At 40.5% G+C, this 25,604-nt stretch carries 20 protein-coding genes; 6 read left to right on the top strand and 14 right to left on the bottom strand.

Annotated elements, in window-relative coordinates:
• Nucleotides 1-191 precede the first annotated feature (191 nt).
• Complete coding sequence (locus B155_RS0103520; RefSeq protein ID WP_018126865.1) at nt 192-623, top strand: 6-pyruvoyl trahydropterin synthase family protein; 432 nt, start codon at nt 192-194, stop codon at nt 621-623.
• A 21-nt stretch (nt 624-644) separates the two neighbouring features.
• Nucleotides 645-1,544 (top strand): GTP cyclohydrolase FolE2, encoded by a 900-nt coding sequence (gene folE2, locus B155_RS0103515; protein ID WP_018126864.1) that lies wholly within the window; start codon nt 645-647, stop codon nt 1,542-1,544.
• A gap of 65 nt (nt 1,545-1,609) precedes the next feature.
• Here folE2 and B155_RS0103510 read toward each other — a convergent pair whose 3' ends face one another.
• The 12 genes from B155_RS0103510 to B155_RS0103455 all read right to left on the bottom strand — a co-directional run bounded on the left by B155_RS0103510 (nt 1,610) and on the right by B155_RS0103455 (nt 16,139).
• Complete coding sequence (locus tag B155_RS0103510) at nt 1,610-3,340, bottom strand: M28 family peptidase (protein WP_018126863.1); 1,731 nt, start codon at nt 3,338-3,340, stop codon at nt 1,610-1,612.
• 137 nt (nt 3,341-3,477) lie between these two features.
• The gene (locus B155_RS0103505; RefSeq protein ID WP_018126862.1) at nt 3,478-4,797 is read right to left on the bottom strand and encodes an amidohydrolase family protein; all 1,320 of its coding nucleotides are present in this window, start codon (nt 4,795-4,797) and stop codon (nt 3,478-3,480) included.
• A gap of 8 nt (nt 4,798-4,805) precedes the next feature.
• Entirely contained in the window at nt 4,806-6,170 is a 1,365-nt protein-coding gene (locus tag B155_RS0103500) for an amidohydrolase (protein WP_026167177.1), read from the bottom strand.
• A 16-nt stretch (nt 6,171-6,186) separates the two neighbouring features.
• Complete coding sequence (locus B155_RS0103495; RefSeq protein ID WP_018126860.1) at nt 6,187-7,869, bottom strand: amidohydrolase family protein; 1,683 nt, start codon at nt 7,867-7,869, stop codon at nt 6,187-6,189.
• A 190-nt stretch (nt 7,870-8,059) separates the two neighbouring features.
• Complete coding sequence (locus B155_RS12885; protein WP_018126859.1) at nt 8,060-8,938, bottom strand: TolB family protein; 879 nt, start codon at nt 8,936-8,938, stop codon at nt 8,060-8,062.
• Entirely contained in the window at nt 8,935-9,315 is a 381-nt protein-coding gene (locus B155_RS0103485; protein WP_169331267.1) for a hypothetical protein, read from the bottom strand. The genes B155_RS12885 and B155_RS0103485 overlap by 4 nt, the downstream gene beginning before the upstream one ends.
• Before the next feature lie 164 nt (nt 9,316-9,479).
• Nucleotides 9,480-10,007 carry a GNAT family N-acetyltransferase gene (locus B155_RS0103480; protein WP_018126857.1) on the bottom strand — a complete coding sequence of 176 codons (528 nt, stop codon included), beginning with the start codon at nt 10,005-10,007 and terminating at the stop codon, nt 9,480-9,482.
• A 43-nt stretch (nt 10,008-10,050) separates the two neighbouring features.
• A complete protein-coding gene (locus B155_RS0103475) occupies nt 10,051-10,329 on the bottom strand; it encodes a Trm112 family protein (protein WP_018126856.1) in 279 nt (92 codons plus the stop codon).
• A 5-nt stretch (nt 10,330-10,334) separates the two neighbouring features.
• The gene (locus tag B155_RS0103470) at nt 10,335-10,970 is read right to left on the bottom strand and encodes a thiamine phosphate synthase (protein ID WP_018126855.1); all 636 of its coding nucleotides are present in this window, start codon (nt 10,968-10,970) and stop codon (nt 10,335-10,337) included.
• Between the two features lies 1 nt (nt 10,971).
• Nucleotides 10,972-12,036: an AIR synthase-related protein gene (locus tag B155_RS0103465; RefSeq protein WP_018126854.1), complete on the bottom strand. Its 1,065-nt coding sequence runs from the start codon at nt 12,034-12,036 to the stop codon at nt 10,972-10,974.
• Complete coding sequence (locus B155_RS0103460) at nt 12,036-12,761, bottom strand: class I SAM-dependent methyltransferase (protein ID WP_018126853.1); 726 nt, start codon at nt 12,759-12,761, stop codon at nt 12,036-12,038. The genes B155_RS0103465 and B155_RS0103460 overlap by 1 nt, the downstream gene beginning before the upstream one ends.
• Before the next feature lie 240 nt (nt 12,762-13,001).
• Nucleotides 13,002-16,139 (bottom strand): WD40/YVTN/BNR-like repeat-containing protein, encoded by a 3,138-nt coding sequence (locus B155_RS0103455; protein WP_026167176.1) that lies wholly within the window; start codon nt 16,137-16,139, stop codon nt 13,002-13,004.
• Between the two features lie 339 nt (nt 16,140-16,478).
• On the opposite strand from B155_RS0103455, the gene B155_RS0103450 reads away from it, so the two are divergent.
• The 3 genes from B155_RS0103450 (at nt 16,479) to B155_RS0103440 (ending at nt 21,809) form a co-directional block, all read left to right on the top strand.
• Complete coding sequence (locus tag B155_RS0103450; RefSeq protein ID WP_018126851.1) at nt 16,479-19,316, top strand: M16 family metallopeptidase; 2,838 nt, start codon at nt 16,479-16,481, stop codon at nt 19,314-19,316.
• Between the two features lie 127 nt (nt 19,317-19,443).
• Entirely contained in the window at nt 19,444-21,180 is a 1,737-nt protein-coding gene (locus B155_RS0103445; protein ID WP_018126850.1) for a phospho-sugar mutase, read from the top strand.
• A 68-nt stretch (nt 21,181-21,248) separates the two neighbouring features.
• A complete protein-coding gene (locus tag B155_RS0103440) occupies nt 21,249-21,809 on the top strand; it encodes an iron transporter (protein WP_026167174.1) in 561 nt (186 codons plus the stop codon).
• A gap of 88 nt (nt 21,810-21,897) precedes the next feature.
• Here B155_RS0103440 and B155_RS0103435 read toward each other — a convergent pair whose 3' ends face one another.
• Complete coding sequence (locus B155_RS0103435; protein WP_018126848.1) at nt 21,898-24,255, bottom strand: S9 family peptidase; 2,358 nt, start codon at nt 24,253-24,255, stop codon at nt 21,898-21,900.
• Nucleotides 24,256-24,324: 69 nt separating this feature from the next.
• Nucleotides 24,325-24,843 (bottom strand): hypothetical protein, encoded by a 519-nt coding sequence (locus B155_RS12880; protein ID WP_018126847.1) that lies wholly within the window; start codon nt 24,841-24,843, stop codon nt 24,325-24,327.
• A gap of 96 nt (nt 24,844-24,939) precedes the next feature.
• Here B155_RS12880 and B155_RS0103425 point away from each other — a divergent pair, with 96 nt between their 5' ends.
• On the top strand, nt 24,940-25,596 hold the full coding sequence (locus tag B155_RS0103425) for a cytochrome c biogenesis protein (protein WP_240386240.1): 657 nt from the start codon (nt 24,940-24,942) through the stop codon (nt 25,594-25,596).
• Nucleotides 25,597-25,604 lie beyond the last annotated feature (8 nt).

Raw genomic sequence — 25,604 nt, 5'->3', positions numbered from 1 at the left:
CTTCTTGTGAGGTGTGCTGATCACAGGAGAGTTATGAGGAATCGTAACTCTCTTTTTTTTGCTACTCAATACATTGGTACACAATGTATAACAGATATTGGAAATAGGATGTATAGCAGATGATAATTATTTTTGGAACCTAGTCACCAACAGATTGGTTTCTAAGATTCAATAATTAAAGACATACATCTGTGATATTTGTAACTCGGAAAGCACATTTTAACGCCGCACATCGTCTTCATAATCCTCAAAAAAGTGATGAATGGAATAAGGCTACATTTGGGAAGTGTAACTACCCTAACTGGCATGGTCACAATTATGTGATTAAAGTAACCGTAGCCGGCACACCTGATCCAGAAACGGGCTATGTAATCGACTTGGGAGAACTAAAAGAAATTATAAGAGTGAAGATTACGGAGCCGTGCGACCACAGGAACCTCAATCTTGATGTGCCTTTTCTTGAAGGAATTCTACCAACGTCAGAAAATTTGGTGAAAGCATTTTATGAGCAACTCAAAGAAGAAGTAGAAAAAGTAGCTGCCGATGGGGCTGTATTATATTCTGTGAAATTGTACGAGACAGAACGAAATATAGCAGAGTATTGTCCTTATAAAGCTTTTTAAAACTATTCATCTACACTACTTATGATTACCAAATCTGTTAAGCGATTTTACGATCCTACTTTTACTGTTTCCGATGACTACAAAAAGTCGTTACCTGATTTACAAAATGGACCTTCATCGTTGATTGAAGGGGCAAACGTGCCAATTCAACAGGTGGGTATTTCAAATTTTAAGTTACCCCTCCATATTAAGACGAGAGAAGGCGCTCCTTTAGTTTTAGAAGTGTCGGTAGATGGATATGTGAGTTTAGAGGCTGGGAAAAAAGGAATCAACATGAGTCGTATCATGCGAACCTTTTATGAGTTTAAAGACCGCGTATTTACCATAGATTTGTTGGAAGAGATTTTAAAGGCGTATAAAACTCAATTGGAAAGTCAGGAATCCTTTCTGCGCCTTAGTTTTAGCTATCCATTGCTCATGGAAAGTTTACGTTCTGGAATGGAAGGCTATCAGTATTATGATGTAGCTTGGGAAGGTCGACTCGATAATTATGATCGGTTTACGAAGCACATGCATCTCAATTTTGTATATAGCAGTGCATGTCCATGTTCATACGAATTAGCAGAGCATGCTCGTGAAACGAGGGGAGTGGCAGCAATTCCGCACAGTCAACGAAGTGTTGCAGAAATAACGGTAGCTCTACAAGATGCTTTTTTGGTAGAAGACTTAGTTCAGATTTGTAGAAACGCACTGAAGACGGAAACACAAGTGATGGTGAAGCGTGAAGATGAACAGGCTTTCGCGGAGTTGAATGGAGCATATCAGAAATTTGTAGAAGATGCCGCTCGATTACTCTATGAAGAATTGGATAGTTATAACAGCATCCGTGATTTCGTGGTACGTTGCGCACATTTAGAAAGCCTGCACAGCCATGATGCAGTAAGCCGAATCTGTAAAGGCCTGCCAAACGGCTTAAGATAATTTAGAAAAGCAGTTTTGTTGATGGAAAGTCCCGATAGATGTATTTCTTCGGGACTTTTTTATGTCTAATTCTCTAACGCATTGAGGAGTTGTTGTTCCTCGTTTTGAATTGCAGTTACCACTTCACTAATTTGTTGAATCTGCGCACTCGAAGGATTGCTAAGTATATCAATCGTTCTTTCAGCTGAATCTTGATACCAAGTGCTCCATGTAGATAGAATATCTTTTTCTTCAGCTATGCTACCATTATTCGAAAGCTCATCTTTGCTGAGTTCAAACTCTACATTCAAGCGATTTAATGCGGCTTCTTTAATCTCCGAAAGCACTAAGTTAAAGGCTTCTTCTTGGCTTCCCGTAAGGGTTAAGGCAGTAATTAATGCTCCTGTGCCAACATTTTTCAGTGTTTGAGGAGATACTTTATCAATTCTATCATTATCGGTGTGATAAAACTGATCGGTAAAGTGCCATAGTAGGAGGCCAGGTATATCATTTCGAAGGAATGGTACATGATCGCTACCACCTTCATATGGGTTTACATTTACAGTCCAATTTTTGGCTTGGCCTTGCTCAATAAATCGGTTTAACACAAAGTCATTGAAGTAATGCGGCATCATATCCTCTTTAGAAAGTATGCGACCACCCCATTCGGTGTGCTTTTCGTTTCCTCGAACCCAGATAGCGCCTGGATCAGGCATCTTTTCTATTAAAAATGAACCCCCTGTTTTCTCAGTGTCTTCGCCTACCATGTCTAAACTCATGCCCCATTTAATCGTTTCAGCACGAACACTATCTTCTTCAATAAAACGACGTGTGGATATGATTTCATCCCCAAACAAATAAGTGATAGTTCGTTCTGGGTTGATTTTTCCATCGGCAAAAAGACGAGCACTTGTGAGGGCTACTTCGGTTAAGGCTCCAACTCCAGAGGCATTATCATTTGCACCGGGTTCTTGCACATGAGCACTAAATACAAACCGATCATCTGGATGTGTACTTCCTTTGAGTTCTGCAACAACGGTTAATTCAGTAGAAGGATAAATGTTGGTGGTGATATCTACCGTGATCTGGTCATCGCCATTTTCTATACTTTTAAGTAGAGCTTCTTTAGCAGCATATGATAGTAGAATACCGAATGAACGAGATTGCTCATCTAAGGTTATTCCTGAGAATTGAATTGAAGTTTGGTTTACTTCAGGATTAGTATAGCTCGGCATTCTGTAGGCCAAAACACCAGCTGCACCACGTTTGAGAACAGCTTCGTTAAAGAGATAGCGTACCGAGGTTTCCCCAAAAACTACTTTGCCTTTTATGTCTTGATCGAAGTTGAGTTCACGTCCACTACCAACATTAACCACTTCATAAGTTTCGGGATTCCCTGTACTGTATGAGTTGATGGCAATCATATTTCGATTCGTTTCGAAATTGAGAATCTCAGTTCCATCTTCAAGGGATAATGAGGCACCTACGGGTTCCCACGTTTGGCGTTCTAGAGGGCGCTCTTCAATTCTATAAGTAAGGCGATCATCTTCTTCAGCAACATCTTCATTAACGAAACCCGCGCTTTGTAATTCTTTCTCTACATAAAAGATAGATTTGTTGAACCCTTCGTTTCCTACTACTCTGAAAAACTGCTCTACGTAAGCTACTGTTTGGAGTGCCTGACTTTCATCAAATTCCTGATCTATAATCGTGAAGTAAGGCTCAATGATAGGGTGGTGAGGGGAGGTGTTTTTTTTGCTACAAGTTGTGAGTAGAAATATTCCAAGTGGCAGTAAATACAGTAGGTTCTTGTTCATAGGATTATATGGATTAGAAATGTGCCAATGTTAAGATGCTTAAGTATATGGATATCCATTTAAAATATGATGAAATAAAAAAAGCGACTCCGAAGGGGAGTCGCTTTTGAAATCATTAGATAAAAATAGATCTAATACTATTGACCGTCGGTAATGGCTTTATGTTTGTTTAAGCCAGGAGTACGGTTTAAGAACTCTTCATATAGTTCAATGTGACGGCTCGTCATTGGAACTTGGTACCCATCAATGAATACATCAACGATTTGAGTAGCTGTTTCGAAAGGATCACCGGTTGCGATGAATAAGTTTGCTTTCTTACCTACTTCAATAGAACCAATTTGATCACCTACGCCCATAATTTCGGCAGCATTAATGGTGATTGCTTTAAGAGCTTCTTCACGGCCCATTCCATAAGCAGCGGCAAAACCAGCGTGGTATGGAAGGTTACGAGAATTCTCAGTGTCGTTTGAACGAATGGCTACTTTAACACCAGCTTTCTGCATAACACCAGGGTTACGGTATGCTGAATCGTAAGCATCAGATTGACGAGTTGGGATAGATTGCACAGGACCTGTGATAACAGGGATGCCTGCTTTTGCAATCTCATCAGCAACTCTCCAGCCTTCAGATACGCCAGTGAATACTACTTTTTCGTAGCCACGATCTTTAACCCAGTCGATAGCCGCAAGGATGTCTTTAGCTGCATCAACTTCGATATAAAGATTTAATTCGCCGTTAACTACTTTAGCAAGAGCTTCCATTTCTGGGTAGTAACGCGCTTCAGGAGTATTCTGAATTTTAGCATAAAGCTCAGCCTTATCCCAAGTGTCATTCAAGGTTTCGAGTGCCTTTTCCTGAGCTTTTTTAAGCTCTTCAGGCGAACGACGTCTCCATCCGCGATTAGCAGAAGAAGGGAAATTCATTACAATACCTTTTGAACCAGCAAACATTTGATCTGGAGTATACCCAAACAAATTAATGGTTGCTGCGGTACCAGGTAATAACCCACCTGATGGCATAGTTAGAGCTGTTGTAACACCACTTACACGCGTAACAGGAATTGCTACTGAATTAGGGTTTACAGCCGTTAATGCCTGCATTTGTGGAGTGATATTTCCAAATTCACGGAAATCTTTTGCTTCAGCAATACTGCCAATTTCACTTAAACCAAGTTGAGTACCCGAATCAATCATTCCTGGGTAAATCTCTTGGCCGTTGTAATTGATTACTTCGGCATCACTTGGAATGTTAATATTAGCTCCAACCGCTTCAATAATACCGTTGTTGATTACAATAGTACCATTTTCGATAACACCATTGGTAACGGTGTAAATCTTAGCATTGGTAAGGGCAAATTTAGCACCTCTTGCTTTCCTCACTACATCTTGTCCGATTTGCCCAAATGTGAGCAACGGAATAAAGGTGAGTACAAAAACTATGGATAAAAACTTTTTCATATCAGTTCCTATTTATTGTTAAAGAGGTCGTAGAAATTCACCACTTCAGCATCTTCCATGCATCTGTGTTGTGAGTGCGCATCAAAAATCTGAACCGTTTCAATAGTAGATTCAGGATCGATGTAGATACGTTGATCTTTCACGTCATTATCACGATCGAAATACTTCACACCGTCAACAAATGTCATTACTGGAATAGCGTAAGTTGATAGTGGGTGGCCTTCAAAGATTGCGATATCACCATCTTTGCCTTCTTCGATAGATCCAACACGATGGTCGATGCCTAACTGCTTAGCTGGGTTGATTGTGATAAGAGCAAGAGCTTCGTTATCGCTTAACTGACCATACTTTTGAGTTTTAGCAGCTTCGTGGAAAAGGTGACGAATAAGTTCACCAGAATCTGAGTTAATGGAAGTATTAACACCATTCTTAGTTAGAATAGCAGCGTTGTATGCAGTAGAGTAGTATACCTCAAGTTTGTATGCCCACCAATCAGCGAATACCGATGCACCTGCACCAAATTCAGCTAATTCAGGAGCTACTTTGTAAGCTTCGTTGGCATGCTGAAAAGTTAACTTCTCGATACCAAAATCACTAAATACTTTAAGTAGCATGTAGATTTCGTCGGCTCTATAAGAGTGACAGTGTACTAGAATTTCACCTTCAAGGATATCAACAAGTGTCTCCATTCTGAGGTTATATTCAGGAGCTACTTTCTTAGAGCTTTTATCCTTGCGGTAAGCATCCCACTTCTTTTTGTAAACAAGAGCTTCAGAGAATGAATTACGAAGCATTGCTTCAACACCCATTCTACTTTGAGGTTGTATTCCACGAGCTCTACCGCCACGCGTTGGGTTTTCACCTAGCGCAAACTTGATAGTTCTTGGAGCGCCTTCAAAACGTAGATCGTCGGGGTTGGTAGAACCGTAACGAAGTTTTAGCGTTTCATTTTGGCCGCCAATTACGTTGGCAGAACCATGCATTAGGTGAATCGAAGTTACACCACCTGCAAGTGCTCGGTAAATGGAAACATCCATTGGGTTCACTACATCTTCCATGGTTACTTCGGCAGTAACTTGGCTAGTTCCTTCGTTAATTGAAGTACCTGCAATGTGAGAGTGAGCATCAAGGATACCCGGCATTACAAACTTCCCAGTAGCATCTACTTCTTCAACGCCACGTGGAGTTTTAATACTCTTTCCAATTTTATCAATTTTTCCATCACGGATTAAAACGTCCGTGTTCTCTAAAGTACCGTTGGTGATTGTAATCACCGTAGCATTTTTAATAAGTACATCGCCTTTCTTAACCTGAGCTTGAACTACAGAAGTTACAAGCAGGACGAATGCGATCAATAATGTGCTTTTCTTCATGTTAAGTGCTTTCATCTTATTTAGCCTCATCTTTTGTAGCTCGGAGAGGGAAAGAAACGTTGAATTGCTCAACGGTTGCTTCGCCATCAAATTCGTTGCCAGTTACGGGGCCGCTTACTAATACTAATACTGATTGGCCACCAGCGTCGATGCTGAATTCAAAATTTAATTCACCATCTCTGAAGCTGATATTTTGCATATCATTATCAGGGCTTCCGTCGTTGCTGGTTAAAGTACCCGCTAAGAAGCCATCTTCCATACGGATAATCATCTTACCACCTTGCTCACCTTCTGGCGACATTACTGTGTACGACCATGTTCCAACAATCGCTTCAGCATTTGCAGGAGCTGCGTTTTCGCCATTCGCTTTCTTTTCTTTGACTTCGAAATCGAATTTATCGCCATCAACGAATACGTATTTCACTTGAGAGTCATCTGCGAAGTACGCCCCTTTTGTGATTACAGCATTACCAAGTTTTCCTTTCTCAAGACTACCAGTAATGGTGTTGATGCCCAATAGTTCAGCAGCGTCGATAGTAAGAGCCGCTAGAAGATCATCTTCGGTCATTCCGTAATCTAGAAGCGTTTTTAAGTTCTTTTTGATTTTACCTGCAGAAGCATCGATGGTTGAGAAACCAAATTTAACGCCTGCTTTTTTCATTTCAGCATATTGCGTTAGATATCTTTTGTAGAACTCCATGCGGCGCTCTTCAAGTTGCTTTACTTCTTCGGTTTGATCTTCTTCTTTAGCTTCTTTTGGCTCTTCAGGAAGCTCTAAAGACATGAACACTTGAGTTCCGCTATTCTTAATAGCATCCACTAAATCCCAACCTTGTTGAAGGTTACCAATTACTAAGTTGAAGCCTAATTCGTTTTTCAAGCGGATGGCTCTACGTGCTTCAAGAGCGGTGTTCGCGTTGTAGAAAATTGGCTTTTGCTTAGCAACAACAGGATAGAAAGCTTCAAGTGTACGATCGCGGGTTGGGCGTTCCATACCCGCTGGACCACTTGCATACATCTCTGAATGTTGTTTAGACAGCTCTGCATTACGGTACAAGTTTCTAAACTTCGCCATAATACCTAAGGTGTTACCTGGGTAAGCACCTGGAGCGCCTGCAAATTGAGTGTAAAGCGATACATCTTCTTGAAGAAGCATTAAATCTGCATGTTCTTTCTCAGTAAGAAGTAAAAGAGCACCAGATCCTGGTAACATTCTACCATAAGGTACAGTGTGAGAAACTGTGAATCCGAGTTTACGCATACTGCTGATGCTTGCATCATCGATTACGATTTGATCAACAACATGCTTCTCTGGAGTGATACCAGCATATTCATTTGGAGGATCTGGTGTAAATAAATTTCTTGGGCGTTCTGGCTGCTCAGGGCGTTTTGCTCCTGTATATGCCATGCCATCTATAAACCCTGGGTATACAAATAAATCCGTTCCATCTATAATTTCAGCATATGCTGGTATGTTTACATTTTTACCGACAGCGCTAATCAGTCCATTCTCTATTACGATTGTTCCACCTTCTATAACATTGCCCGGTGCTTGTACAATAGTTGCATTTTGAATTGCATAAGTTCGGGTTGCTGGAGACTCAGCTGTAGGATCGCTCTGCGCATTTACATTTGCAGAAAGAAACAGCATAGGAAGAATCAATAACAGAGGAAAAAAGGTTTTCCGTAGTTTTTTCATTCTATAATGTTTGAGTTAATTGTGAGTTGCAGGTCAATATATACTATTGGCTTAGGGTTTGCCAATATCTTATTAGTGATAATTAGTAAAAAGACGTTTCTAATTAGCTTAAAAAAGAAAAGCCTTTCACCACATTCACATAATTTTAGAATGCACTGAAAGACTTTCTTAAGTAATACAGGGTTGACGTTTATTTGCCCGAAACCACTACTGCTAGGTGTTTTCCGGTAGGGTGAACGGTTAAGCGAGTAATCTCTGAAAGACCCCATTGTTTTAAATCATGAAATTCCATCCAACCCGTCGACTCTTTAGTATGGTACATATAAAGCTTTGAGTCTTTACCCATAAGGATACGATCGCTATCTAACCAAGCCATATCTTGAGAGCCTTTGAGCGTTTCAGTAATCAATGTAGCATTTCCAGTAGAAGGGTTATAGGCTTTGATTAGCCATTCATCGCCTTTCGATTGATCCATAAAACTAAAATGGTCGGTATTTGGAATTTTATGGATTGATCGACCTGGGCGTTCAAATAAAACGGTGCTAATGCCAGAGCTGATGTCATTTTTTTGGAGGGTTGCTGGATCACCCAATACAAATGAAACTAGGACATCGGCATTATACCAAGCATAATATCCTATTTTAAGTTCGGGCACGATTACTTCAGGTTTCCCTCCTTTGATAGGGTATCGGTATAGGCGTTGTAAGCCATCAGGATCTAATCTTACCGCACTGATGTGTTTGCCTGATGGCATCAATACTGGTGAATACTCACCGCCTTCAGTGTCGGATAGCCAACGCTTTGTGGCCGTTGATAGGTCGTACCATAAAATATCGGTTTGGTCCCCACGAGTGGAAGCAAATAGAAGACCTTTGCCATCCGCGGTGAATGACGGTTGGTTATCATAGCCATCGTTGTCGGATACATTCCGGGGATTCATCAGTGTATATTCACCATCCATAAGCTCAATATCAAAAAGATACACTTCTGTACTTGTTTGAGCATAGCTAGGTTGTATCAGTAATACTGACGCGAATACAAGGGCAATAAAGAGGGGTGTTTTCTTCATGATTGTATGGGTTTCATTCTAGAAAATGGATATCCGTTACAGCCTGTTTTAGGAGCTTCACGGTTAATATTTTTAACACTCTTGATACTGTCGGGCGAGGATGCATTGTAAGCACTTATGCAAAAACCCCATTGGAATGGTTGCATATCCTCGAAGTTGACCCAATCGATGCGGGTATATAATTCAGGATCGTACTTATTGTTAGCGTCGTTTTGCGCTATCAGGAATTGTTGGTCATTATTTATCTCAACGATATGATATATGCTATTGGGCTGCATAGTAAAAGCATGATTCGTGATTTCATATCTAATTCCATAATCGTCTTCAAAGTTTCCAAGAATTTGATCAGGTAGAGATTGAGGTGTTGAACAACTCAAAAACAATAGAGCTAGGATAGTACATGATAGAGGCAATATTTTCATGCCTTAAAGTATAAAAATGGCGCTATAAAAAAAGTATAGTTGGGATAGATATTTGCGCCCTAATAAATTAAGCTAAATGGTAGGGTTCCGAATTGAAGTGTTTTGTGGTATGTGTATGATTAATCTATGTTTAATTTGAATCCATACACGTTCAGTTGGCCTTGTTGAAAATCAATATCTGGGAATCGGGAGAACCCCATTCGTTCGTACATGCCCCACGCTACTTTCATGAATTCAGTAGAGTGGATGATGAGTTGTTGGTTGCCATCCACTTTAGTTTGATCGATGCATTTTTGAATGAGAGCTTTTCCAACACCCATACCACGAGTTTCAGGTAAAACAGCGAGCAATCGAAAACCAGAGGCTTGAGGTATGGTGGTTACTAAACCTGGCGCTCCATAATCTTTTAAACGGCGCATGTAAACCACACCACCAAGTACTTTATCGGTACTAGAAAGGGCAACAAATATAGAGATGGACTCTTTCTGGGTTAATTCACCTACATTTTGGAGCATTTGATAATAACCCGGTTTCTCATCCGGTTGGGGAAACCCTTCTAAAGAGCTATATACATCCACCATGATGGCCCCAAGAGCTTGATGTTCTTCCGGCTGAGCTTCGCGAATGATAAAGGATGATTTAGACATCTTGTCTCAATATGAGTAAAAGGTATTCCCCAATATAAATCTTCTATTCTGTAGTAGAAGCTTCAGGTAAAAGTTGAGGAGTTTCTGATTTTTCATCTAAGATAAAACCCCAGCGTGTTAATACCTCACCTTCCATATCAAAATCACGATACTCATCTGGGATAAGAATAGGGAGGCCATATATAACAGGGAAAAAGCGATTGCACTCAGGGCATGTCATTAGCGCCTCAAGAATTTCGTCTTCTTGCTCAGTAAATATTTGAACTTCTAAATCCGATTTATCTATTGGGCAGCATAGTTTTTTAAGGAGTTGTTTTTGCATAATAATTATATGTGTTTTAGTGCTTTTTGATAAGCTTCAGCTGCTTTTTTAGGATTTTCTGCGTTTAAAATACCCGAAATTACCGCAATCCCATCCGCACCACATCCCATCAGGCTTGATGCGTTGTTTGGAGTGATACCACCAGAAACGAAAATGGGTAAGGATGAATAAAGTCGGGCAAAGGCCACATTATCTGGATTAACAATTTCACAAGTATCTACAGATGAAGAGGGGAACATGGAGCAGAACGATATATAATCGACTTCTAAATTTTGAACCGCTCTAATTTTTTTACGGTCGTTTCCACAGGTAATTCCTACATAAAATGTTCTGGGTATTTGAAGTCGTATAGATTTTATATCTGCTGGAATTTCATCAAAATGAACGCCAGCTAGCTCAGTTTCGCGCATGAGTTCCCATTCATTATTGATGAGAACAGGTACGTTATAGGAATTCGCTAATTCTAGAAGCTGATTGATAAATGCTACTTTGCTAGCTTGATCATAAGACTCAGGCCAGTTATTCCAAATCTGTAATACATTAACACCACCTTCTAAAGCTTGCCTAGTGTTTTCAAAGAGTACATCCGTTTCCATTTGAGGGTCTACAACCAAGTAGATGCCTTTCGGAAATTCAGTCATTTTAAGTGAGTTTGTTTGTTAATGCCTTGAAGAAAGCTTCCCAATAAGGATCTTTTCCATCAAATTGGAAAGGCACTTTCTCTTCGTTTTCAATGATATATTTCTCGGTAGGCGCGTTTTTGAAATAGCCAACACATTGAGCTGCTATACCAGCATCTGCTAAATTATGAATAAGAGCATCTTCACAACTAGGTGCTGTAGCGATGATCATCGATCCCGCACCTACACTAAAACGCGGGTCGATTTCAAAGACTTCACATACTTTTGCCGTAACCCCATGAATAGGGAGTAGTTCATTATCTACGATGAAGCCACAATTTGCCGCCGTCGCCATTTCATCAATAGCCCCTAGAATTCCACCTTCAGTAGCATCGTGCATTGCTCTTAGCTCCACCTTTGGCGCAAGGGTAGAGGCAGCAATTTGTGCTTCTTGCAATACCGATGTTCGAAAGAAATTGTCTTGAGCTTCATGAAGTAGTGCTTCACCGATGTGTTCTTTCACTGTATGGGGAAAGCTTTTAGCAAGTATGGAGGAGGCCGTCATAGCAGCTTGCTTAGTTACAATAATTGCGTCCCCACCTGAAACTCCAGCACTGCTAATGATTCGTTCAAGGGGTGCTTTTAGAAACATGGTTCCACCACCAGCAATGGTAGAGTTTTGCCCAGGAATCTGCCCCGTATGTCCACCCGTTATTGCTACACCAACGTCACTACAGAATTCGTGTATATAACCCCAGTAGGTTTTAAAATCATCTTTCGATAACTCCGGCGGTAGATTTAAAGTGAATTGAGCAAATTGAGGAGCATGGCCACTTGTAGCCATATCATTCACCAATAATTGCACAGATAACCATGCCGATTCTTTTAAGCCTAATGAGGGAATGAGGGATAGCGGATCACTAGATACTACCAAACCTTGTCCGCTACCTAAATCAATCACAGAAGTATCTACACCAAATTTTGGTCCTTGTAGTACCTCTTTGCGTTGCTTACCAAATTTACCTTCGAAGAGATCGTCGAAGATAGAAAGGGCAACTTTTCCAGATTGATCTACAAAAGCACTCATTAGTCTACATCGGTTAGTTTCACATAAAGAGAAAAGAAATCACCTACTGGGAGTCCCCATTGTTGAACAGGGAACCATTTTGGTAAGCCCGTTGAGGTCCATTCAATAGTGTAGTTGCGCCCTTCAAGAGCTTTGTGAATAGTGCTTATGAGGGTTTTAGGAGTGTAGAAATTGGCCGTTTCATAGTAAGCGTTTTTACCAAAAGCTTGCTGAACTCTGCGACGTACTAACTTGGGAGTATTTTTATTCATGATCCCAAACAACACTCCATATTTACCTACTCGAACAGCTTCTTGTATCACTTTAATAGGGTCTTTGTAGTAGGCAAAGGTGGCAACAAAAGCGAGTGCATCAAAACTATGATCTTTGAAGGGCATGTGATGTGAATCGGCCCAAACTAAGTCGCCATCAAAGAGTTTCACAGCATGTGAAAGCATAAAAGGGGAGATGTCGGCGCCCATGGCTTCAATTCCGATGTTATGCCACCATCGAGTGAAACGGGTGGTGCCACAACCATATTCCAATAAAGTTTTTACTCGTTCATCTTTGGTGAGTAACTCCCCAAGCACTTTCTTTTGCCAAACTTCGGCTCTTTTATAAGGTCCTTCATAATAATCTTCATACACATCGGTGTGCTCTCGATTAAAGAACCATTCGTCGCGTCCTTTCCATTTTTGAACCTTCTTGGTGGTTAACCCAAATTGCTTTTTCTCTAAGTTGCTCATTCGTGCAGATGAAATATTTTAAATTGAGCAAAAGGGTGGGCGAGATGTACAACTTCACAGAATAGAAGTGTTTTTTTAGCCTACGCTGGCATTATCCAGATCAGGTTATGGGTGTAATCTCAGCCTAACAAATGTTAAGCACCCCTTGCATGCCAAAGGTAGAAAAAAAGAATGGAAGGCGAAATAATGATCACCTTCCATTCCAGAATACACGTTAAGTTTTACATGTTAAATCATGCGTTAATCCATGATTATTGCAGGTAAGCCTAATTGTTTATACATGCGATTATATTCACTCATCTCATTGTTTATAATAGCATCACGTTCGCGTTCATACACTTTCCAATCAGCTTGTAAGTCAGCCAATCGTTCTTTTGCACCAAGAGTTACGGTAGGATCGGCAGCATCTACATATCCTTTTAGGTGAATAAACTTAGCATTGAGCTGATTGTGATAGTTAATCACATCTTGAAAAGTCTTTTGTTTAGGTTGAATGAGGTGCTGTTCCCAGCTATCAATTCGCTTAATTAAAGCTTCACCTTTGGCTAATAATTCTTCAGCGCCTGAGTGGTCTTTGAGCAACTTAGCATAGGTTTCAAGCTGTGCTTTTGCAGAACGCATTTGATTTACAGAAGTATGAATATCCGTAACCGCATCGGCGATTTCAGCTAGAACACGTTGTTGCTCTCTGTAATCCGCAGGATTGGTATCAATATTAGGGTTAGGAAGTACTGTAACCTTAGTTTCCGAGGTCTTTCCATCTTGAGTGAGTCGTAGGGTATACGTGCCCGGAGCTACGCGAGCACCGTTGTAATCACCTAAAACGAATACTCCTTCTACACCCGGTAATGATTCTCTATGGAAGTTCCATGTAAATCGGTTATACCCTTTTTTAGCAGGAAGTAGAGGGTCTTTCGAAGGACCACCCGTCCATGTTTTAGTTTCAGTATCCGCTTTATTGCTATATGAACGAATTACTGTACTTCCATCTAACACTTCCAAAGTAAGTTCAGTGCTGTCGGTTACTTCTGGAAGGTAATAGTCCATCGTTACCCCTTGAGGAGGATTATGACCAATAAGTGGACTTCGGCTAGCTCCATTAAAGAACAAATAAGTGTCTTTTGGTTTGAAGATAGCTAGCTCATCACTTTTAGCTTTAAAGTTTTGAAGGGCTGCCACATCATCTAAGATCCAGAAAGAACGTCCTGCAGTTGCAGCAACAAGGTCATTATCTTGGAATTTTAAATCGTTAATAGGCACAACAGGAAGGTTTAACTGAAAACGCTCCCATTTTTTGCCATCATTTAGCGATACATATAAACCTGTTTCGGTACCAGCGTACAGTAAACCTTTTCGCTTAGGATCTTCACGAACAACACGGGTGAATGTGTGCTCATCTTCAATTCCATCTACAATTTTCTTCCATGATTTACCATAGTTATCTGTTTTGTAGATGTAATTGCTCAGGTCCATAGCTTTGTAGTTCATCATCACCATGTAAGCCGTTGCAGGGTCATGTGGTGAAACTTCGATGCTATTCACAATGCCTTCAGGCATTCCTTTAGGGGTGATGTTCGTCCAGTTTGTCCCGCCATCTCTGGTGATATGCACCAAACCATCATCGGTACCTACATAGAGTACTCCTTCTTCATGGGGTGATTCCACCAAGTACATAATGGTGTTGTAATTTTCACCACCTGCACCTTCGTTCGTAAATGGTCCACCACCAGGTCCTTGCTTCGACTTGTCGTTTCGTGTTAAATCAGGGCTGATTACTTCCCAGCTATCGCCTTCGTTGGTAGTTTTGAATACTACATTACCTACATGGTAAATAGTACTAGGATCATGTGGAGAACTGATAATTGGAGCATTCCAGTTGTATCTGTACTTGAAGTCTTTAGGCACTATACCTAAACCCAATTCAGCATATTCTTTAATAGGCTTTTCTTGTTTAGAGGCTTCCATCCACTTGCCAATGATACCTTGGTAACATCCTCCATAAACAACAACAGGGTTATCAGGATCGAAGGCGGCATATGCACTTTCACAACCTGCTACCGATTCCCAATCTTTCCAGTCGATGCCACCATCTGTGGTACGGCTTGCAATGCGAATCGCTGAGTTATCTTGCTGCCCACCATATACATTGTATGGCACCAAGTTGTCGGTATTAACACGATAAAACTGTGCTGTTGGTTGATTTTGTTGGGTGCTCCACGAACGGGCACCATCCAAAGAAACATTGCCACCACCATCGTTGGCGTGAACCATTTTTTGGTTGTCGGTAGGATTGATCCACATGTCATGCGTATCACCATGTGGTACCGGTACATTTGTGAAGGTTACCCCACCATCTATAGATTTATTAGTCGGTGCATTAAGTACATACACTACATTTTCATCCTGTGGATCGGCAAAAATCTCCATGTAGTACCACGAACGAGTTACGTTATTGCGATCTTTGTTCACTAGTTTCCACGACATTCCAGCATTGTCTGAACGATACACACCCGCCTCATCATCTTTGGCTTCAATCACAGCATATACTCTGTTTGGATTAGCTCGAGATACAGAGATACCAGCCTTACCCATTACTTTTGGAAGTCCGTTTTTAAGCTGCTTCCAAGTATCACCACCGTCGGTTGATTTATAAAAGCCCGACTTTTCGCCACCTGATACCATCGTCCATGGATAGCGACGGTGTTCCCACATAGCTGCGTATAAAATAAGTGGGTTTGTCATATCCATAGACAGTGCTACAGCACCCGTATTCTCATCTACATAATGCACTTTCTCCCAAGTTTCTCCACCATCCATGGTTCTGAAAATACCTCGTTCTTCATTTGGGCCATATTGCGCTCCTTGGCCTGATACAAAAATGATATCCGGATTCGTAGGGTGGATGATTACATCCGAGATGTGGCGAGTTTTATCTAAACCAATATGCTTCCAAGTTTTGCCAGCGTCGGTAGATTTATAAACGCCGTCACCCATTGAAGTCATTACACCACGTGCAGCATGCTCACCCATTCCTACAACAACGATGTTAGGATTGCTTTCAGATACTCCGATAGCACCTACCGATCCAGTTTTGAAGTATCCATCTGATATGTTTTTCCAGGTATTACCCGCATTAACCGTCTTCCAAACTCCACCTCCAGTGGTTCCCATATAATAGGTGAGCGGCTGGTCTACAACGCCAGCAACGGCAACACTTCTACCTCCACGAAATGGACCGATATTCCGCCATTTCAATCCGTTAAAATGTTTCTCGTTCAGTACAATATCTGAACTATTCTTCTTATTGGTTTTCTTTTGAGCTTGGGCCACTAAAGGCACCATCAAGAAAACCAGTAATAGTAGTTTAGTAATCTTCATAGTAGTTGTTTTTGAATTATCCATTGCCCCGAGCAATGGTCCCTAATTTAGTTAGCTATATAAGTGCTTGGGAGAATAGCATTTAATGTATATGAAACGAATTGGATATGCTTGTAAGAAAATGTAATAGGCCTATCAGTAATTTATATTGTAAGCCATTGATTCATTTTCTTTTATCAAAATATAGACGCAAATAAATGGAAGCGATAGAGATCAAGTCTTTAAGAAATTTGTAAGAATACAGTGCTTCTTTATAGTGTAAAACTTTATTGATCTTTTAACTAAACTGTTTGGCTTACGTCCTATATTCGGATAACATTTTTAATTAAATAATGAGTAATGAATAATCAGATTAAAAAACTATTAGTCTTGATAGGGGTTGTAGGTCTTATAGGAGCCTGTTCACAAAATAAACAAGCAGATTTTACTGTGAACTATGAGAAGATGACCTTAGATAATGGGTTAGAAGTAATCTTTCATAAAGATGAATCAGATCCAGTAACAGCTGTAGCTTTAACATTTCATGTTGGTTCAGCAAGAGAAAAAGAGGGTAAAACGGGTTTCGCTCACTTATTTGAGCATTTACTATTCCTAGAATCGGAAAACCTTGGTAAAGGTGGCTTAGACAAAATGAGTAGCCGAATTGGTGGCTCCGGTGCCAACGGGTCTACCAGCCGAGATCGAACCAATTACTTCCAAACGGTGCCAAATGATGCCCTTGAGAAAATGATATGGGCGGAAGCCGACAAACTGGGTTACTTCATTAACACAGTAACCGAAGAAGTGGTTGCAAAAGAAAAGCAGGTAGTAAAAAATGAGAAGCGCCAAGGCGTAGATAACCAACCATACGGCCACGTAAATTACGTAGTGGGTAAAAATTTATACCCTGAAAGTCATCCGTATAATTGGCAAGTGATTGGATCTCTCGAAGATCTTCAGAATGCTACCCTTGCGGATGTAAAGGAGTTTTATAGAAAGTGGTATGTACCGAACAACGCTACCTTAGTTATAGCCGGTGACTTCGATGTTGCACAGGCAAAAGAATGGGTGCATAAGTACTTCGATGAAATCCCAAGAGGTGAAGAAATTACGCCACTTCCTAAGCAACCAGTAACACTTACTGAAACTAAAGAGCTGTATTACGAGGATAACTTTGCTCGATTACCAGAATTCAGAATGGTATGGCCAACGGTTGAACAATATCATCCTGATACATATGCCTTAGATGTGCTAACGCAGTTTTTAGTAGACGGTAAAACAGCACCGTTTAATCAGGTACTTGTTGAAGACAAACAGCTTACATCCAATGTGTTCATGTTTAGCCAGAATAGTGAAATTGCTGGCGAGACGGCTCTCATTGTGCGTGCATACCCAAACACAGATTTAGATGAGGTGAAAATAGCGGTTCAAGAAGCATTTAATAAGTTTGAAGAAGAAGGAATTTCCGATAAAGATCTTAAGCGAATTAAAGCGGGTATTGAAACGCAATTCTATAACGGATTATCAAGTGTACTAGGTAAAGCCTTCCAACTAGCACAGTATAATATTTTTGCAGGCGACCCAGGATACATTAACAAAGATATCGAATATGTATTAGCGGTAACTAAAGAAGATGTAATGACGGTGTATGAAAAATACATCAAAGGGAAAAATTATGTAGCCACTAGTTTCGTGCCTAAAGGCCAGAAGGAGTTGATAGTGGAAGGTTCTGTACCTGCTGAGGTTGTAGAAGAAAAGATTGTTCAAGGTGCAGCCAACGAACAGTTTACACTACCAGCAAGCAGTGAGTATGAAAAAACTCCTTCTAGCTTCGACCGTTCTGTTGAACCACCTTATGGTGACAATCCAGATGTGAAAGTACCAGATGTTTGGAATACTACTCTATCGAATGGCTTAGCCGTTCACGGTATCGAAAATAATGAGCTTCCAATCGTTCAATTTAGGCTAGAAATTGATGGTGGGCTAATGCTAGAAGACCCGTCAAAAACAGGTGTTTCCAACTTGATGGCGGAGTTAATGAATAAAGGAACGGCAAATAAAACTCCAGCTGAGTTAGAAGAAGCCATAAACTTATTAGGTGCAACTATTCGCGTTAGTGGAGGCAAAGAAGCTATCACAATTTCTGGAACTACTCTGACAAGAAATTATGATGCCACCATGCAACTAGTAGAAGAGATGCTTCTAGAGCCTCGTTGGGATGAAACAGAATTCGATCTCGCTAAACAAAGCGTATTAAGTAATATTGCTCAGCAAAGTGCGAATCCAAACAGTATTGCAGCGAGTGTATATAACAAGTTGTTATTCGGTGAAGGACATATCATGTCGTATGATGCCAATGGGACGACCGAGAGCGTGGAATCTATTACACTCGATGATTTAAAAGCATACTACAATAATTATATCTCCCCATCAGTGGCAGATTTCATGGTAGTGGGCGATGTTAATAAATCAGAAGCGGTAGCTCCATTATCATCAATTGAAGAAAAGTGGGCGAGTAAAGAAGTTGAAATCCCAACTTTTACAGCGATGAGCAAGCCTGATCAATCAAAGGTGTATTTTTACGATGTACCAAATGCTAAGCAGTCGGTAATTAGATTTGGTTACTTAGCGATGCCAGAAACGCACGATGATTACTACAAAGCTACCGTGATGAATTACATCTTAGGTGGTGGTGGTTTTGCATCACGCTTAACGCAAGAGCTTCGTGAGGGTAAAGGATACACGTACGGAATTGGTTCTGGATTCAACGGAAGCAAAAACGCAGGTGCATTTGTGATTTCAAGTGGGGTACGTACCAACGTAACTTATGAGTCGGCAGCCGCAGTTAAAGAAATCCTTGAAAACTATCCGAATACTTTCAGTGATAAAGACCTAGAGACCACGAAAAGCTTCTTGCTGAAAAGTAATGCACGCCGTTTCGAAACACTAGGTGCAAAGCTGAATATGTTAGATGACATCAGTGAGTACGGTTGGGAAGCAGATTATGTAAGTGAGCGTGAAGAAATAGTGAAGAACATCACTAAAGAAGAAATCAGTGAACTTGCTAAAAAGTATGCGAATCCAAACCAGATGATCTATGTGGTTGTAGGAGATGCGAAAACGCAATTTGATCGTTTAGAGCGATTAGGTTTTGGGGAACCCATACTCATAACCAATCAGTTTAAAGAAGGTAACTAAAGAACGAAGCCCCATTTTTATGGGGCTTTTTTTTGACCATTAATCTGCCAATATACTTCTTCAATTTACTATAGAATGCCTATCTTAGCGGCTTAAATAAACCCCAATAGTTAAGAAGAAAGCACGCATGGAGTCACTCGACAACTCGGTTCAACAAAAAATTAATGAATGGCTAACAGGTAGTTACGATGATGTGACAAAAGCCGAAATTAAAGAGCTTGTTGAAGCTGGAAAAGGTGAAGAGTTGACGGATGCATTTTATAAAGACCTGGAATTCGGTACAGGTGGCTTGAGAGGAATAATGGGAGTAGGCTCCAATCGCGTAAATAAATATACTTTTGGTATGGCTACGCAAGGGTTTAGTAATTTTTTGAAGAAGACCTACGCAGGCCAAAAGATTAAAGTAGCTATAGCTCACGATTGCCGGAATAACTCAGATACCTTAGCAAAAGTAGTAGCCGATGTATTCTCAGCAAATGGTATTGAAGTATATTTCTTTGAAGGACTTCGTCCAACCCCTGAGCTATCATATGCTGTTCGAAAATTAGAATGCCAGGGTGGGGTAGTACTTACGGCTTCACATAACCCAAAAGAATATAACGGTTTTAAAGCCTATGGTGCCGATGGTGGACAGTTAGTTGCACCCTTCGATGCCGCAGTTATGCAAGAAGTTCAGAAAATATCATCTATTGATGATGTAAACTTCGATGGCGATGAGAACCTTATTCATAGTATTGGTGAAGAAATTGATAATCAGTTCCTAGATGAGCTAGAAGCACTATCGGTTTCAAAAGAAGCTATTGCTCGCCAGAAAGATTTAGCGATTGTTTTCTCTCCTATACACGGAACAGCAAGTGTGTTAATGCCACCAGCTTTAAAACGCTATGGCTTCGAGAATGTGCATCTTGTGGAAGAACAAATGGTTGTTGATGGGAACTTCCCAACAGTGGTGTATCCAAACCCAGAAGAGCAGGATGCCCTATCTATGGCAATTGAGAAGGCAAAAGCATTGGATGCCGACCTTGTGATGGCTACAGATCCTGATGCCGACAGGGTAGGAATTGCTGTTAAAGATGATTCAGACGAATGGATTTTATTAAATGGTAATCAGACCGGTACGCTCATTATCAATTACATGCTTACGGCATGGAAAAATGCAGGGAAACTCAACGGGAATCAGTACATCGTAAAAACCATCGTAACGTCATATCTCATTGATCGCATCGCAAAATCATATGGGGTTGATTGCTACAATACACTCACGGGATTTAAATACATCGGTGAGTTGATGACTAATTTTGAAGGGGAGAAAGAGTTTATTGCCGGCGGTGAGGAAAGCTATGGCTATCTTATTGGTGAACATGTGAGAGATAAAGATGCCATCGTTTCAGGAGTCATTATTGCTGAAATGGCCGCATACTATAAAGATCAAGGAAGCTCCCTTTATGAAGCCCTTCTAGATATGTATGTAGAACACGGCTTGTTCCAAGAGAAACTGATTTCAATAATCAAAAAAGGAAAATCAGGGGCTGAAGAAATTCAGCAAATGATGGCAGCATTCAGAGCGGCTCCACCTAAAAAACTAGGTGGTTCTAGAGTGATAACCATTAAAGATTATAAGTCGGGTGAAGCTTTAAATACTAACAGTGGAGCGCATACTCGAATCGACCTGCCTTCATCTAATGTGCTTCAATTTATTACCGAAGACGGTGCTATCATCTCAGCACGTCCTTCTGGTACCGAGCCCAAAATTAAATTCTACTGTAGTGTAAACACTTCTATTGATCGAAGAGAAGACTACCAACAAGCAGCGCAAGCACTTAATGATAAGATTGATAGAATAATGAAAGAGCTTACAGAATAATGGCTTTTCTATTTAGAATTATTCTAAATAATGTTAGATTTGGAGCGAATTTAAAATTTACTCCAATCATGAAAAAATTATTCTATTCCTTATTTATTACACTTTCGCTATTTGGTACTACGCTCAATGCGCAGGAGCTCATCATTGGTGAAGAAACAGTACAACCGGGTATCGTATTCATTTTTGAAGGAGCCATCAAAGATGATGTGACTCCTCATGAGATGCATTTAGCCGAATCAGAAACGGACGTACATCTTGAGGCTCGTGTAAACTGGGCAAGTGATGAAAGTATCAGGGTGCCAAAAGGTACACCGAGAGGTGGGTTCATTCCCTATATCACAATTACCGCTGAAGTGATTAATGAAGCAACTGGCAAAAAGCGATCGAATATAGAAATAGTATCTCACATCAATCTGATAGATAACTTTCACTATGCTCGAAATATCAAACTACCTGGCGAAAGAGACCAAAGATATACGGTGATTTTTCATGTTGAACCACCTTTACCTGAGCTCTTAGGATTACACAGAGACTGGAGAGATCAATACGGGAACCAGCTGTTTCAAGCAACAAGCTTTAGGTATACAAACGTTGATTTCGAGGAGATTGCAAATGCGAGCCGACGTTAATTATTAGCATAAGTTTTAAAGCACAAAAAAAGGGCTCTGAATTCATCAGGGCCCTTTTGGATTAGAATATTTGAGTAGAGAGAGTCTTCTAATTATCGTCCTTCGGTAAATTGAAATTGATGTTCGAGCGGTAATCGCCGAGTAAATGCTCTGCAAAATAGTACCACATCATTCTATCGAAATACGGTTGGTATGGCCCAAAACCATGACGCCTACCTGGAAGTATCATCATATCAAATCGTTTACCAGCTTTGATTAGAGCATCGGCTAAACGAATGGTATTGGCTGGGTGTACATTGTTATCCATGTCGCCATGAACTAAGAGAAGGTTGCCCTGTAAATTACCAGCTAATGCTGCATTTGTTTCTACAGGAGCATCAAAAGTGATTTCTTCTTCTTCCACTTCATTGCCGTCTTCATCTTTTACTTTCTTAGTTTTTCTAACCTCTTTTACACCATTGTGAACTTCGCCCCACCAGATGTTATAGATGTTGTTATCATGGTTACCAGCTGATGAAACGGCAACGTCATAAAACTCAGGATAGGTAAGTAGTGCAGCAGTACTCATGAAACCACCACCTGAGTGACCATAGATACCAACTCTACTGATGTCGATAAAGGAATGACGACCTGCTAGTTGCTCCAAGCCATACTTGTTATCCGCTAAAGGATAATCACGCATATCGCCATAGCCATAGTTATGATAGTATTTCGAACGTATTGGACTACCACCTCGGTTACCCATTGCCACTACTACAAATCCAACTTGAGCAAGGGTGCTAGTTCTGGATCCCGAACCTCTAAGCGTGAATCCAATTGGGAATGGCTCCGTTTGTGGGCCTGGGTATACATACGATACAATTGGATAAGTTTTTGTAGAGTCGAAGTCGAAGGGCTTCCACATTACGCCATATATATCGGTTGCGCCATCTGCGGCTTTTACCTTAAAAACTTCCGGCGCTTTCCAACCCATTGCTTCCAGTGGACTCATATCCACTTCTTCTAATTTGGTTACAATTTTACCGGTACCATCTCGTACAACAGAAATAGTCGGTAAGTCTACACGCGAGTAGTTATCAACAAAGTAGTTCCCTTTCGGAGAAGTGCTAATGCTGTGGTTTGCATCTTCTGGGGTTAGGTGACGGAAGTTTGAACCATCAAATTTCACACTATATAGGTTCGAATAGTACACATGTTGGTCTTTCTCACGCCCAAAAGCGTTGAAGTAAATAGTAGAACGAGCCGTATCAATTTTGGCAATATCACCTACAACAAAGGAGCCAGAGGTGATTCTGTTTTTCAGGTTACCTTCACTGTCGTAGCGATATAGTTGTCCCCAACCAGTACGTTCACTCCACCAAATGTATTCTTCACCTTCGTTGATTATCGCTAAGCGAGAATAACGAGTATTGAAATAGGGCTTACTTTCTTCCGAGAATAATATTTTTACTTCTCCTGTGGTTGTATTCGCTTTCAGAACATCAATCTTACTCCACGTTCTATCACGCCTTAGGATATACAGATAGTCTGATTTCTCGGTTTGGTAAATACCGCCTTGATTGAAGTAAGCACCACCTAACGATTGATCTTCCCATTTGTCGGTATCCAGTACAACATGATCTTTAGTAGCTGGATTGAATACACGAATTTCATCTACATAAACATCTTCTTCACCCGGCATAGAATATTTATAAGTTTCTAGCTCAGGGCGTTTTTTGAGGGAGTTGATCACCCAAAGTTCATCTACTTTTCGCTTGTCTTGGCGCTTTACCCAAAACTTCTTTGAATCTTCAAACCACGTAATTCGAGGGCGCATTTTCTTAGTAGTGGAAGTGTCGCCATCGCTCCATTGGTAACTGAACCAACGTTCTCCATCATCAGTAAGTTGATGCTCTGTGCTATCAGGATCTTCTGGATCCATGAGATAGAGATTGTGATTTTTTGCAAATACGATGTATGAACTATCTGGAGAAAATGCTTTCCAGTTTTCGCGTTCATCTTTTTGAAGAGAGTCGCCTTTAATCAGCTTATTACCATTAAGGTTATAAGTGAAATTGATACTATCTACATGAAAGGTGAATAGATTTTTATCGGTATCAAACTTAAAGCTTTTTAAGTCCAGATCTTTTTCATTGAAAGTGCGGCTGAAAATTTCAGATAGTTGGCCCGCCATTTCATTTTGGTCAAATAGTAGTCGTTTTTGACCTTTAGCGGCATCAACGAAATACCAGTTTTTACCATTTGGACTATCATAAGTGTACCAAAAGGTATCTGTATCTTCAATCCAACGTGGTGAAACGGAAGTGCTACCAACCAGTTTTTGCATTTGTTGGCTGGTGAATCGCTCAGCCAATTCAAAGTTAGCTTTCTGTTGTGCTTGTGTGACTTGAGTAGCCCCGATTAATAACACCCCAACAAGACAAGGTGTAAGTAGTTTTTTAAACATTTTGCTCCGTAGTTAATTAACGGGGTCAATAAACGGGTTTTAATTGTAAAAAAATTTAAACCGTGCGTTCTAGCTTAATTTTTTTCGTTCGTTCTCATAGTCTTCATAACTAATTAAACCCTGTTGCCACATGCCAGTTAGCTGGTCAATTTTCTCCATGGTTCCAGGGCTGTGGGTTGGTTGGCGAACAGTAACTGGTTTCTTTTGTTGAAGCTTCTGCTTTTCGAATGCAATAGCAGCGTCAATTTTCTTAAGCAACTCAAAAGGAGTGTTCAATCCTTCAAGTACGAGCGTACTTACCTTTGCACTAAGTTCAATGTTGCCAATGCCTAATAATTTTTGGACTGCAGTTTGCGTAACCTGTGTTTGCTGAATGTCGACCAGCGAGAGTTGCTCAAGTACCCCTTGCTCTTCAATGCCAATACTAGTGTTACTTATATGGTAAATCTTTTCATTTTGGCGTTTGTAGGCCATCCATAGAAACACAAAACCGACCAATAGGGGCAGAGTTAAAATACCGAGGATGTAATAGCCTAAGTAGTTTTTTGGAGAAGGATGTAAGGTTACTTTTTGTTGTGCGTCAGACATAAATAAAAGTTTTGGAAAAAGTATTCATGAGTGAATACATATTAGTATATTTACGACCTCAAAAACGTAGCACTCTTTAATAAAATTCACATCGTTTTGAAGCCCTGGAAATATATAGTTGCAATCGGAATGACCCTAGTGATTGCAGGAGGTTTTTTGATCCAGGTTCCACAGATTCCTATTCTCGAACAAACCTCTAGAAATTTATTCTTTCATGTACCTATGTGGATGGCCATGTTTGCCATGTTCGGCCTTAGTTTTTGGTACAGTATTAAATATTTAAACAAGCCACAAATTGAATCAGATATCCGTGCTGAAAGTGCGGCCTCTGTTGGAGTGGTGTTCGGATTGTGTGGATTATTTACGGGCTCGCTATGGGCGCGATTTACGTGGGGTACTTGGTGGACTTTTGCGGAGCCTAAAATGAATTTAGCAGCCTTAGCCATTATGATTTATGTGGCTTATTTCGTGCTCCGTTCTGCATTTGACGATGAGGAGAAGCGAGCAAAGTTATCAGCGGTGTATAATATTTTCGCTGTAACTACTATTCCATTTCTTCTTTATATCGTGCCAAGGCAATTAGAGAGTTTACACCCCGGGGCAGATGGGAATCCTGCTTTTAGTGAGATTACGGCACCAGAATTGCGCTATATCTTATATCCTGCTTTTATCGGATTTATTGCTCTAGCAGGATGGTTATACAATGTGGTTCACCGCTATAAAACGGTTCAACATCACATCGAAAATGATTAAATTTAGCG

Source organism: Balneola vulgaris DSM 17893 (assembly GCF_000375465.1).
In the GTDB taxonomy this organism is placed as follows: Bacteria; Bacteroidota; Rhodothermia; order Balneolales; family Balneolaceae; genus Balneola; species Balneola vulgaris.
This window is presented reverse-complemented; position numbering and strand designations above follow the sequence as displayed.

Excerpts from the sequence above, each read along its gene's own strand:
- B155_RS12880 (WP_018126847.1), bottom strand. The coding sequence starts at position 24,843 with ATGTCTGACGCACAACAAAAAGTAACCTTACATCCTTCTCCAAAAAAC.
- B155_RS0103475 (WP_018126856.1), bottom strand. The coding sequence starts at position 10,329 with ATGCAAAAACAACTCCTTAAAAAACTATGCTGCCCAATAGATAAATCG.
- B155_RS0103500 (WP_026167177.1), bottom strand. The coding sequence starts at position 6,170 with ATGAAGAAAAGCACATTATTGATCGCATTCGTCCTGCTTGTAACTTCT.
- B155_RS0103445 (WP_018126850.1), top strand. The coding sequence starts at position 19,444 with ATGGAGTCACTCGACAACTCGGTTCAACAAAAAATTAATGAATGGCTA.
- B155_RS0103435 (WP_018126848.1), bottom strand. The coding sequence starts at position 24,255 with ATGTTTAAAAAACTACTTACACCTTGTCTTGTTGGGGTGTTATTAATC.
- folE2 (WP_018126864.1), top strand. The coding sequence starts at position 645 with ATGATTACCAAATCTGTTAAGCGATTTTACGATCCTACTTTTACTGTT.
- B155_RS0103495 (WP_018126860.1), bottom strand. The coding sequence starts at position 7,869 with ATGAAAAAACTACGGAAAACCTTTTTTCCTCTGTTATTGATTCTTCCT.
- B155_RS12885 (WP_018126859.1), bottom strand. The coding sequence starts at position 8,938 with ATGAAGAAAACACCCCTCTTTATTGCCCTTGTATTCGCGTCAGTATTA.
- B155_RS0103510 (WP_018126863.1), bottom strand. The coding sequence starts at position 3,340 with ATGAACAAGAACCTACTGTATTTACTGCCACTTGGAATATTTCTACTC.
- B155_RS0103450 (WP_018126851.1), top strand. The coding sequence starts at position 16,479 with ATGAATAATCAGATTAAAAAACTATTAGTCTTGATAGGGGTTGTAGGT.
- B155_RS0103440 (WP_026167174.1), top strand. The coding sequence starts at position 21,249 with ATGAAAAAATTATTCTATTCCTTATTTATTACACTTTCGCTATTTGGT.
- B155_RS0103455 (WP_026167176.1), bottom strand. The coding sequence starts at position 16,139 with ATGAAGATTACTAAACTACTATTACTGGTTTTCTTGATGGTGCCTTTA.
- B155_RS0103480 (WP_018126857.1), bottom strand. The coding sequence starts at position 10,007 with ATGTCTAAATCATCCTTTATCATTCGCGAAGCTCAGCCGGAAGAACAT.
- B155_RS0103460 (WP_018126853.1), bottom strand. The coding sequence starts at position 12,761 with ATGAGCAACTTAGAGAAAAAGCAATTTGGGTTAACCACCAAGAAGGTT.
- B155_RS0103505 (WP_018126862.1), bottom strand. The coding sequence starts at position 4,797 with ATGAAAAAGTTTTTATCCATAGTTTTTGTACTCACCTTTATTCCGTTG.
- B155_RS0103465 (WP_018126854.1), bottom strand. The coding sequence starts at position 12,036 with ATGAGTGCTTTTGTAGATCAATCTGGAAAAGTTGCCCTTTCTATCTTC.
- B155_RS0103470 (WP_018126855.1), bottom strand. The coding sequence starts at position 10,970 with ATGACTGAATTTCCGAAAGGCATCTACTTGGTTGTAGACCCTCAAATG.